Source organism: Mesorhizobium sp. M1A.F.Ca.IN.020.06.1.1, from assembly GCF_004023265.1.
GTDB lineage: Bacteria > Pseudomonadota > Alphaproteobacteria > Rhizobiales > Rhizobiaceae > Mesorhizobium.
In genome coordinates this window covers 1-9,875 of the sequence record NZ_RZSR01000102.1, presented here as the reverse complement: position 1 = coordinate 9,875, position 9,875 = coordinate 1, and the positions used below count along the sequence as shown (strand labels likewise).

Genomic DNA, 9,875 nt, shown 5'->3' with positions numbered 1-9,875 from the left:
CGACGTCACGCCGTTCGAGCATCTCAAGATGCGGGTGCTGAACGGCGCCCAGACGACGCTCAGCTATCTTGGCGTTTTGGGCAGCTTCGAGCACACATCGGACGCCATGGCCGACCCGTTGCTTGCCACCTTCGTCCGCCGCATGCTGACGGAAGAGACGCTGCCGACGCTGATGCCCGTGCCCGGCATCTCGCCGTCGGCCTATGTCGAGCAAAGCCTTTCGCGCCTCGCCAACACGGCGATCCGCCACCGCAATCACCAGATTGCTACCGACGGCTCGCAGAAGATCGTCCAGCGCCTGCTCAACCCGGTCAGTGATCGCCTGGCTAAGGGCCAAAGCAGCGCGCTGCTGTCGGTTCCGATCGCGGGCTGGATGGCCTATCTGATCAAGGCGTCGTCGCGCTTCGGCCGCGCCTGGCAGGTGTCCGATCCTTTTGCCGAAAAGATTGCGGCCATCGCCGACCGCGTTGGTTCGGACAGCAAGGCCCTTGCCAATGCAATCCTTGCCATCGAAGCCATCTTTCATCCGTCACTTGCCGCCAGCGACATGTTCCATGCAAATGTCGTCACCAGCCTCGATGGTTTGCTGTCAGATGATCCGATGGCCTTTGTCAGACATGTGTGCGCTGACCCAACAGACGGACGGTTGAAGCGACCAGCACGATCTGCATAGTACGAAGCGGGAGGCATCATGAAGCTTGGACTGCTCACGGCACCATTTCCGGATATTGCTCTCGGCGATGTCGCCGACTGGGCGAACTCGGCCGGCTTCGAAGCGCTCGAGATCGCCTGCTGGCCGAAGACTTCGGGCGCCAGCCGCCGCTATGCCGGCACCAGCCATATCGACGCCGCCGGCACCTCCCCCGCGCAAGCCAAGGACATTGCCGCTGAGCTCGCCGGCAAGGGCCTGACGATCTCCGGTCTCGGTTTCTATCCCAATCCGTTGCATCCCGATCAGGCGCATCGCGATGCGGTGATCGATCACCTGAAGAAGGTGATCGTGCTGGCAAGCCGAATCGGTGTCTCGCTCGTCAACACCTTCTGCGGCGGCGACGCCTCGAAGACTGTCGACGACAACTGGCAGGCCGCGCAGAAAATCTGGCCCGCGATCATCGCCCACGCGCGCGAGCACGGCGTCAAGCTCGCCTTCGAGAACTGCCCGATGATCTTCAGCTATGACGAATGGCCGGGCGGACACAACATCGCCTATTCGCCCTATGTCTGGCGCCGGATTCTCGAGGCCTGGGGCGGCGACGTCGGCATGAATTTCGACCCCTCGCATCTCGTCTGGCAGATGATCGACAAGGAACGCTTCATCCGCGAGTTCGGCCCGCACATGCTGCATGTGCATGCCAAGGACCTGATGATCGATCATGATGGTTTGTATGAGCGCGGGATCCTTTCCGCAGGCATAGGCTGGCAGGTGCCACGCATGCCGGGGCTTGGCGACATCAACTGGAGCAGCATCTTTTCGGGCCTTTACCGGGCTGGATATGACGGGCCGGTGGTCATCGAGCATGAGGACCGCCGGTTCGAGGGAAGCGACGAGAAGGTCAAGCGCGGTTTCCTGCTGGCTCGCGACGTGCTGCGCCCCTTCGTCAAATGAGGGGACAAACGGCTAGGCTTCGATCGCTTCGGAGCCCAGGAACTGAAATCAATGTGGAGGAGTACTGAAATGAAGAAATACTTGACCATGGCCCCACTGCTTGCCGGCGCTGCCTTGCTTGCCTCGGTGGGCGTGTCGTCCGCCGAAGGCAAATACACGATCGGCATCTCCAACACCGTGCAGGGCAATGGCTGGCGTGAGGAAATGATCTGCGCCATGAAGGCCCAGGCGCTCGCCTCCGGCGAAGTGGCGAAGCTCAACATCGCCCACCGCAACACCGACGCCGCCGGCCAGCTCGAGGACATCCGCAATCTGATCAGCGCCAAGGTAAACGCCATCGTCGTCAACCCGGCCGATCCGGCCGGCATCAAGGCCGGTCTGGAGGAAGCCACCAAGGCCGGTATCGTCGTCGTCGCTGTCGACCAGGCGGTGACTGAGCCGTCCGCATACATCATCTCCAACAACCAGGAACAGTATGCCTATCTCGGCGCCAAGTGGCTGTTCCAGCAGATGGGCGGCAAGGGCGAGGTGCTGTACATGCGCGGCGCCGCCGGTGCTTCCGCCGACAGCGACCGCGACAAGGGCTTCAAGAAGGCGCTGGCCGAATTCCCCGACGTGAAGGTCGCGCAGGAAGTCTTCACCGGCTGGCAGCAGGACCAGGCCAAGCAGCAGATCCTGTCCTTCCTCGCCACCGGAACGCCGATCAACGGCATTTGGACCTCCGGCATCGACAACGTCATCGTCGACGCTCTGGTCGAGCAGCAGGCGCCGATGGTGCCGGTTGTCGGCGCCGACAATGCCGGCTTCGTCGGTCAGTTGAACACGGTCAAGGGTCTGGTCGGCGCTGCCGTCACCAATCCCGGCTCGATCGGCGGCGCCGGCGTCACGCTCGCACTGCAGATCCTCGACGGCAAGAAGCCGGCGCAGCAAACCGTTCTGGTCGAGCCGCAGCTCTGGGAAAATGTCACGGAGGAAGGCAAGGCCAAGCTGAAGGCGGCCGCCGACCCGTCGCTCAGCCCCGAATGGCCGGTCTCGATCTCTATCCCGGACTGGACCACCTACACCAAGGAGCAGATCGTCGCCTGCAAGGGTCCGGGCGAATAGTCGCCTGAGCGACTTCAACTTCGCAGATTTCGCAAAAAGCATCCGACGGTTTTTGCGATAAGGAGCTGCGACAGATAAGGTCGCCGGGACGGCAGGTGCGAACCTGCCGTCCTTGGCGCTTGATGCGAGAACGCTGGTTTTGACGACGAACGAATTGCCGAACAATACATTGCTGGACGCCACCGGCGTGGCGAAGAATTACGGCGCGGTGTCGGCGCTGCGTGACGCATCATTATCGGTGCTGGCGGGCGAAGTGCATGCGCTGATGGGCGCCAACGGCGCCGGCAAGTCGACCCTTGTTAAGATCCTGACCGGTGCGATCCCGGCGGATGCCGGCCGCATCCTGATCCGTGGCGAAGCTCGCGATGTCCGCTCTCCGGCCGCCGCGCGTCGCGCCGGCCTGCTGCCGGTCTACCAGGAACCGGCGCTGATCCCTGACCTCGATGTGCTTTCCAATCTCAGGCTCACTGGCACGCCGGTCGAGCTGTTCCGCGCCTGGGTGCGCGAGCTCGGCATTCCGAACCTCGACATACGCGAGACCGCGCGCGACATTCCGCTGGCCGTCCTGCGTGTGCTCGACCTAGCGCGCGCGCTCGCCGCCGAGCCCGACGTTCTGCTGCTCGATGAGATGACGGCCGCGCTGCCCGCCAACCTTGCCGAAAAAGTGCTGGAAGTCGTGCGCCGCCAGGGCGACAGCGGCCGCTCGGTCATCTTCATCTCGCACCGTTTCGTCGAGATCTCGGCGCTGTGCGACCGAGCCACAGTGCTGCGCGACGGCGCAACCGTCGGCGTGGTCGACATCGAGCCCGGCGTCGAGGAAAAGATCGTCGAGATGATGCTTGGCGCCCGTATCGAGAAGACCAGCGTCGCCGCGGCGCGCACGGCAAGCGAAGCGCCGGTCGTGAAGGACAGCCACCCTCGGCTTTCGGTCCGCAACCTGCAGCTCGGCACGAAGCTGCATGACGTCTCTTTCGATCTCGCCAATGGCGAGGTGGCCGGCGTCGTCGCCCTCGAGGGCCAGGGCCAGGACGAGCTCTTCGCCGCCCTTGCCGGCTCGATCCGCCCGGCCGGCGGCACGATCGCCGTCGATGGCGCGCCGGTGAAGTTCTTCCATCCAAGCGATGCCATCCAGACCGGCCTCGCTTACGTGCCGGGTGACCGCACGGAGGCTTTAGCCATGCAGCGTTCGGTGCGCGAGAACATCGCGCTGCCTTTCAGCGCTGCGCTGCGCAAATGGGGACCGATCAAGGTGCGCCGGGAGCATATGGTGGTTTCAAGCGCTATCGCCCGGCTGCAGATCGACACCCGCGCACAGGGCGAGGTCCAGCGCCTTTCCGGCGGCAACCAGCAGAAGGTGACGATTGCCCGCTGGATCGCGGCAGATGCCCGCACCATCCTCTGCTTCGACCCGACGCGCGGCATCGATGTCGGCACCAAGCAGGAAATTTACAAATTGCTGCGCGAGCTCGCCGGCCTCGGCAAATCGGTCCTCTTCTACACATCCGAGCTGGAGGAAGTGCAGCGTGTCTGCGACCGCGTCATCGTCATCTTCGGCGGCCGTGTCGTCGACACCTTCCCGGTCGAGCTCGCCGACGAGCCGGCTCTGATGCGGGCCGCCTACGGCCTGCCGCGCGGCGCCAGGGCCGATGTCGGCATCCTTGCCGATGTCAGGCCAACGTCCGACGCGGAGACCACGCCATGATGCGCTTTCTGCGCCGCCAGGGCTGGGTCGCCGGCCTGCTCGCCCTGCTCGTATTCCTGTTCGTCGTCACCAAGCTGATCCAGCCGGGCTACGGCAGCGGCGACTTCGGCTCGCTGGCGCGGGCGGTTCTCCCCTACGCCTTCGCCGTCGCCGCGCAGACTGTGGTGGTCATCGCCGGCGGCATCGACCTGTCGGTGGCCGCCATGATGGCGCTGACCAGCGTCACCGCCGCCTCGATGATGAACGGCGCCAGCGAGGAATATGCGTACTTCGTCGTGCCCTTCGTGCTGGCCATGGGCCTTGTGCTCGGCGCGCTGAACGGCCTCCTGATCGTGGTGACCCGAGTGCCGGATATCGTGGTTACTTTAGCCACGCTCTTCGTTCTGCAAGGCGCGGCGCTTCTGGTGCTTGACGCGCCCGGCGGCGCAGCCGCCGAGTGGCTGAAGGCCACCGTCGTCGGCACCATGCCGATCCCCGGCCTGCCCGATTGGGCCGATGCCTGGGTCCCGAAGGCGCTGGTGCTGCTGCTTGTCTGCCTCTTCGTCATCTGGATCCCGCTCAGGCGCTCGCGGCTTGGCCTCTCCATCTACGCCATCGGCAGCAACGAGCTCGCCGCCTTCCGCAGCGGCGTGCCGGTGGCCCGCACCAGGATCGTCGCTTACGCGCTCTCCGGCCTGTTCGCAGCACTTGGCGGGCTGTCGCTCACCATCAGCACCGGCATCGGCGCGCCGATCCCCGGTCCCTATCTGCTGGCCAGCGTCGCGGCGGTGGTGCTGGGCGGCGTCGCGCTCGGTGGCGGCAAGGGTGGGCTGCTCGGGCCGATCATCGCCGTCTTCGTGCTCAGGCTGGTGCGCACCGACCTGACGCTTCTGGCCATCGATCCCAACGTCACGGCCATCATCGAGGGCGCGATCATGGTCGCCGTGGTGATGTTCGGCGCCTTCATCACCATCCGGGGCCGCCCGGCAGGAGCAACACCATGACGAACAGCGCGACCATGCCCCAGCCGGTCTCGCTCGGCCGCCGCCTGAAGCGCTTCATGGCGGACCGGCCGCTCATTCCCCTGATCATCCTGCTCGTCATACTGGTGCTGATCCTGCAGGTTCTTCGCCCCGGGATCGTCAACGAGCGCTGGATCGCCAACACCGCCAAGTTCGCCATTCCGCTGGCAATCCTCGCCGGTTGTCAGACCATGACGATGCTCACCGGCGGCATCGACCTCTCGGTCGGCACGGTGGCGACGATGAGCGCCTTCATCATGGCGACGCAAATCGTCAACCAGGATCCGACGGTGGCTTTCATCCTCGCCATGCTGCCGGCGGTGCTAATCGGCCTCGTCAACGGCGTCGGCGTCGGCGTCTTCCGCGTCCATCCGCTGATCATGACGCTCGGCACCAGCCTGATCGGCACCGGCTTCCTGCAGGTCTACCAGCGCACCGTGATCGCCTCCGGCGCCAAGATTCCGGATTTCCTCAACTGGCTCGGCACCGGTCTCACCTACGGCTTCCCCAACGCGCTCTTCCTGTTCGTGCCGGTGGCGGTGCTGATCGTCTTCACCTTGAACCGTACAGGCTTCGGCCGCCTGCTCTACGCCGTCGGCGACAATGAGCGCGCTGCACGGCTTTCGGGCGTCCGCTACTGGCAGGTGATCACGGCGCTCTATGTCATCTCCAGCCTGCTCGCCGGCATCACCGGCCTGCTCTATATCGGCCTGATCAAGGCGCCCTCGCTGTCGCTCGCCGAGCCGCTGGTGCTACCTTCGGTGGCTGCCGCCGTCATCGGCGGCACCTCGATCTTCGGCGGCCGCGGCGGCTATATGGGAACCATTGTCGGCGCGCTGATCCTGACCGTGCTGACGACGCTGCTCACCATCCTGCATATGCCCGAAGGCGGCCGCCGCATCCTCTTCGGTTCCATCGTGCTGTTCGTGACCGCGGCCTATTTGAGGATCATCGAGGACAGGTAACAGGGGAAGCTATGCCGAGGCGTTGATTAGCTTGCCGCGCGCTGCGGCATGTATGGCCACAACAAGGTCTTTTTCGTCGAACGGCTTGCCGACGAGCGCGACATCGAGGGGGCGCTCCACGATTTTCTCCGCATCCGCATAGCCGGTGATCATAACCGCGGGCCAGCCGGCACGCAGATTGCGGGCAAACCGGATCACGTCTATGCCCGAGATAAGGGGCATGGCAAAGTCGGTGACGATCACGTCGAATCGATCCGGCTCTCTCTCAATGGCCGCAAGCGCTTCGGCTCCGCCGGAGGCCCCTACGACCTCGAAGCCGGACTGCCTGAGCGACATGGCCGTCATTTCTCTCAAGGAGTGGCTGTCATCGATGAGCAGAACGGTCAGTGATCGTTCGCCAACCGCCGTGGCGCGCTCCGCGTCGACGGCCTCGACAGCCTCTGCGCCGGCAACAGCGATAGCCTCGGTGACATCCTGCGGCTGATTGGATCGGGGCAGCCACAGTTCTATGATGGTGCCGCGGTCCACCTCGCTCTCTATCCTGAGCGTGCCGCCCGACTGCTTGGCGAAACCATAGACGGTGCTGAGACCCAGCCCCGTGCCCTTCCCGATCGGCTTGGTTGTGAAAAACGGCTCGACCACCTTGCTTATCATGTCGCCGGCAATTCCGGTCCCGGTGTCCTCGACAGCGACCACCACATAGTCGCCGGCCGGCAGTTCGTCGCCCGCGTGGCCGACGCTGCGGTTGCTCGTCCGGACGAGAACCGTGCCTCCCGAAGGCATTGCGTCTCGCGCATTGAAGATGAGGTTCATCAAGGCGAGCTCGAGCTGCGCCGCATCCACATATACGGGCCATGTGTCGTCACTCACCAGCCACTTGAAGCGCACGAGGCCTCCAAGGACAGGGGCAACCAACCCGTTCATCGTATCCCCAAGGCTCGACAAGGGTACTGCCACGGGCTTCAGGTCCTGGCGTCGCGAAAAAGCGAGCATGCGCTGGACGAGATCCCTGCCTTGCCCGGCGGAGCGGCGTGTCATGTCGAGGATCTTGGTAGCGTTGCCGTCCAGCGTCAGCTGTCGCTCGAGCAGGCTTAGGCCGGAAAGGATCGCCGCGAGGAGATTGTTGAAGTCATGGGCGAGTCCGCCGGTCAGTTTGCCGATCGCATCGAGCCGCTGCGACTGCAGCAGCTGGCTCTCCAGGCGGCGTTGCTCTGTTATGTCTTGCATGGTGCCAAGCAACTCGAGCCCAGCGTCATCTTTGGAAACCACGCCCCGATCGAAGAAGATGCGATATTCATCATTGGCGCACCGCCAGCGAAATTCGCAGCCATAGGACCCCGTCTCGCATGCCGCCGAAAGCGACCTGGTTACCTCCTCGCGATCGTCGGGGTGAACCCGGCTGAGCCCGAAATCCGGATGCGACAGGAAACGGCTCGGCGGGAACCCTGTCAGCCGCTCGACGCCTTTCGAGACGTAGCTTGGGGCGAAAGGCGCCTCAGCCGAGCGGGCATGAAAACAGATCGGAAGCGAGGCAAGAATCGCCTCCTGCCTTGCTTCCGAATGGCGCAGCGCCCGCTCGGCATCGAGTTTGTCCGACTTGGCCTTCAGCGCCTGTTCGAGCAGCCGCTGCTCCCGCGCCGCGTTTCGCTCGATCTCGCGCGTCTTCTCATGAAGATCGACGAAGACCATAACCTTGGAGCGAAGCATCACCGGGTCGAACGGCTTGAACAGGTAGTCGACAGCGCCGACGTCATAGCCGCGCAGCATATGCGCCTCTTCCTTGCTGATCGCAGTAAGGAAGATGATCGGCGTGTTTTTCGATCGTTCACGCCGGCGGATCAGCGTGGCCGTCTCGTAGCCGTCGAGGTTCGGCATGAGCACGTCGAGCAGGATGACGGCGAAATCTTCCTTGAGCAGGAAGCGCAGCGCTTCCTCACCCGACTGGGCGCAGACGACCTCGCCGACTTCGCCAAGCACCTCCGCGATGGCAAGCAGATTGCGTTCGTCATCATCGACCGCGAGAACGCGTGCCCGCAATCCTTCGACCGGTTCGCTTCTTTCTGCCTCGATCGCGGCCATTCCTTTTACCTGCCGGAGCGCTTTCAGATGGCGGTCATCAATGCCGGCGCGAAGGGCTCAGCCCGCGCTCGCGCGCGACCGATCCAAACCCGCAGCAACGCAAGCAGCAGATCGAGGTCGACCGGTTTGGCGATGTAGTCGGATGCGCCGGCGTCCAGGCATTTCTGACGGTCGCCTTTCATCGCCTTGGCGGTAACCGCGATCAATGGGATGTGGGCTATCGCCGGCATGGCCCGAATCCGACGCATGGTCTCGTAGCCGTCCATTTCCGGCATCATGATGTCGATCAAGGCGACATCGACGTCGGGTGTTTCTTCGAGCAACGCGATGCCGTCCCGGCCCCGTTCGGCATGCTGCACATCAATGTCGTAAGTCTCCAGCACGCTGGTCAACGAGTAGATGTTGCGAATGTCGTCGTCGACGATCAGAACCTTGGCGCCGGCGAGATCGGCATTGTCGACCTGCTCGGTGGCCAAGATCTGTTCGCTCTGCGTGTCGCTTGGCAGTGCCGCCGAGATCAGGAGCCCGAGTTGGCCGAAGTTGTCGGCACGTGGGACATCGCCTAGTGCCGGATGCAGCGCGACCTGCTGCAGAAACGCGTCCGGGTGCGGCGTGAAGAACAGCAGGCGCGGTAGAGCGTCGCTGAACTGAGACACGATTTCGTCGAGCATCTGGGCGTTGTCCTTGGCCGAACGCCCAAACCCGAAAACAATCGCGTCATACGCGGCGGCGCCCACCTCGTCCGCGTTGGCGGCGACACGACCGACCGCGGTGACCGAGGTGATGCCATCGCGGATGGCTTCCACCAGGGCCAGGCGGCGCTCGGGGTCGGGATCGGCGATCAGCACGTTGCGCTGCACCCTCAGGTTCCGCGAATGGATTTCCTCGAAAACGCGGGCGAGCTCGCCGGCCGAAACCGGCTTGCTCGAAACGCTTGCAGCGCCCCTGCGCGTCAGCACTTCGAGATCTTCGGCGCCGGAGATGACATGGATCGGAATGTTCCTGGTCTTCTGGTCATGCCGCAGAAGGTCGAAAAGCACCCAGCCGTCGATGTCTGAAAGGCCGAGATCGAGCGTGATCGCATCGGGCATGAGCTTGCGGGTGAGTGCCAGCGTGCCGGAGCCGGCCGTTGAAAGCACCCCCTTCAGCCCGGCGGATCGAGCAAGACCGAGCAGCAGCCCTCCGAAGGTCGGATCGTCCTCGACAATAAGCACCACCCTGTCCGAGGGGTTGATCGAGTCACGATCGTCGGCCAGTTCTGGGGTACCCGAAGTATCTGCTGGCTGGACGCCCGCCGCGATGACGTCGGCAGGCGAAAGCTCGATCGGCGCCGCCAGGCTGCTGCTGCGCGGGCCGTCGAAGGGGATGACCAGGGCGAAGGTCGATCCCTTGCCTGGCTCGCTTTCGACGCGTAGCTC

Annotated in this window: 7 protein-coding genes and 1 pseudogene; 6 read left to right on the top strand and 2 right to left on the bottom strand. The window is 64.1% G+C overall.

All coding sequences use genetic code 11. The features are described 5' to 3' along the window. The 6 genes and pseudogenes from EOA60_RS07200 to EOA60_RS07175 form a co-directional block, all read left to right on the top strand. Positions 1–673: pseudogene (locus EOA60_RS07200) on the top strand (mannitol dehydrogenase family protein); the annotation flags it as partial. 18 nt (positions 674–691) lie between these two features. After that, positions 692–1,606 (top strand): sugar phosphate isomerase/epimerase, encoded by a 915-nt coding sequence (locus EOA60_RS07195; RefSeq protein WP_095783498.1) that lies wholly within the window; start codon positions 692–694, stop codon positions 1,604–1,606. Positions 1,607–1,675: 69 nt separating this feature from the next. Then, positions 1,676–2,710: an ABC transporter substrate-binding protein gene (locus EOA60_RS07190; protein ID WP_067003942.1), complete on the top strand. Its 1,035-nt coding sequence runs from the start codon at positions 1,676–1,678 to the stop codon at positions 2,708–2,710. A 154-nt stretch (positions 2,711–2,864) separates the two neighbouring features. After that, complete coding sequence (locus tag EOA60_RS07185; RefSeq protein ID WP_095823595.1) at positions 2,865–4,412, top strand: sugar ABC transporter ATP-binding protein; 1,548 nt, start codon at positions 2,865–2,867, stop codon at positions 4,410–4,412. Further along, positions 4,409–5,395 (top strand): ABC transporter permease, encoded by a 987-nt coding sequence (locus EOA60_RS07180; protein ID WP_067003944.1) that lies wholly within the window; start codon positions 4,409–4,411, stop codon positions 5,393–5,395. Before EOA60_RS07185 ends, EOA60_RS07180 begins: the two co-directional genes overlap by 4 nt. Next, entirely contained in the window at positions 5,392–6,378 is a 987-nt protein-coding gene (locus EOA60_RS07175; protein WP_095823473.1) for an ABC transporter permease, read from the top strand. The genes EOA60_RS07180 and EOA60_RS07175 overlap by 4 nt, the downstream gene beginning before the upstream one ends. Before the next feature lie 9 nt (positions 6,379–6,387). Here the strand turns inward: EOA60_RS07175 and EOA60_RS07170 are convergent, their stop codons facing one another. Further along, positions 6,388–8,457 carry a response regulator gene (locus EOA60_RS07170; RefSeq protein WP_095823474.1) on the bottom strand — a complete coding sequence of 690 codons (2,070 nt, stop codon included), beginning with the start codon at positions 8,455–8,457 and terminating at the stop codon, positions 6,388–6,390. Positions 8,458–8,480: 23 nt separating this feature from the next. After that, positions 8,481–9,875 (bottom strand): response regulator (locus EOA60_RS07165; RefSeq protein WP_164899214.1); only part of this gene is annotated, 1,395 nt, incomplete at its 5' end.

Excerpts from the sequence above, each read along its gene's own strand:
- EOA60_RS07195 (WP_095783498.1), top strand. The coding sequence starts at position 692 with ATGAAGCTTGGACTGCTCACGGCACCATTTCCGGATATTGCTCTCGGC.
- EOA60_RS07190 (WP_067003942.1), top strand. The coding sequence starts at position 1,676 with ATGAAGAAATACTTGACCATGGCCCCACTGCTTGCCGGCGCTGCCTTG.
- EOA60_RS07180 (WP_067003944.1), top strand. The coding sequence starts at position 4,409 with ATGATGCGCTTTCTGCGCCGCCAGGGCTGGGTCGCCGGCCTGCTCGCC.
- EOA60_RS07175 (WP_095823473.1), top strand. The coding sequence starts at position 5,392 with ATGACGAACAGCGCGACCATGCCCCAGCCGGTCTCGCTCGGCCGCCGC.
- EOA60_RS07170 (WP_095823474.1), bottom strand. The coding sequence starts at position 8,457 with ATGGCCGCGATCGAGGCAGAAAGAAGCGAACCGGTCGAAGGATTGCGG.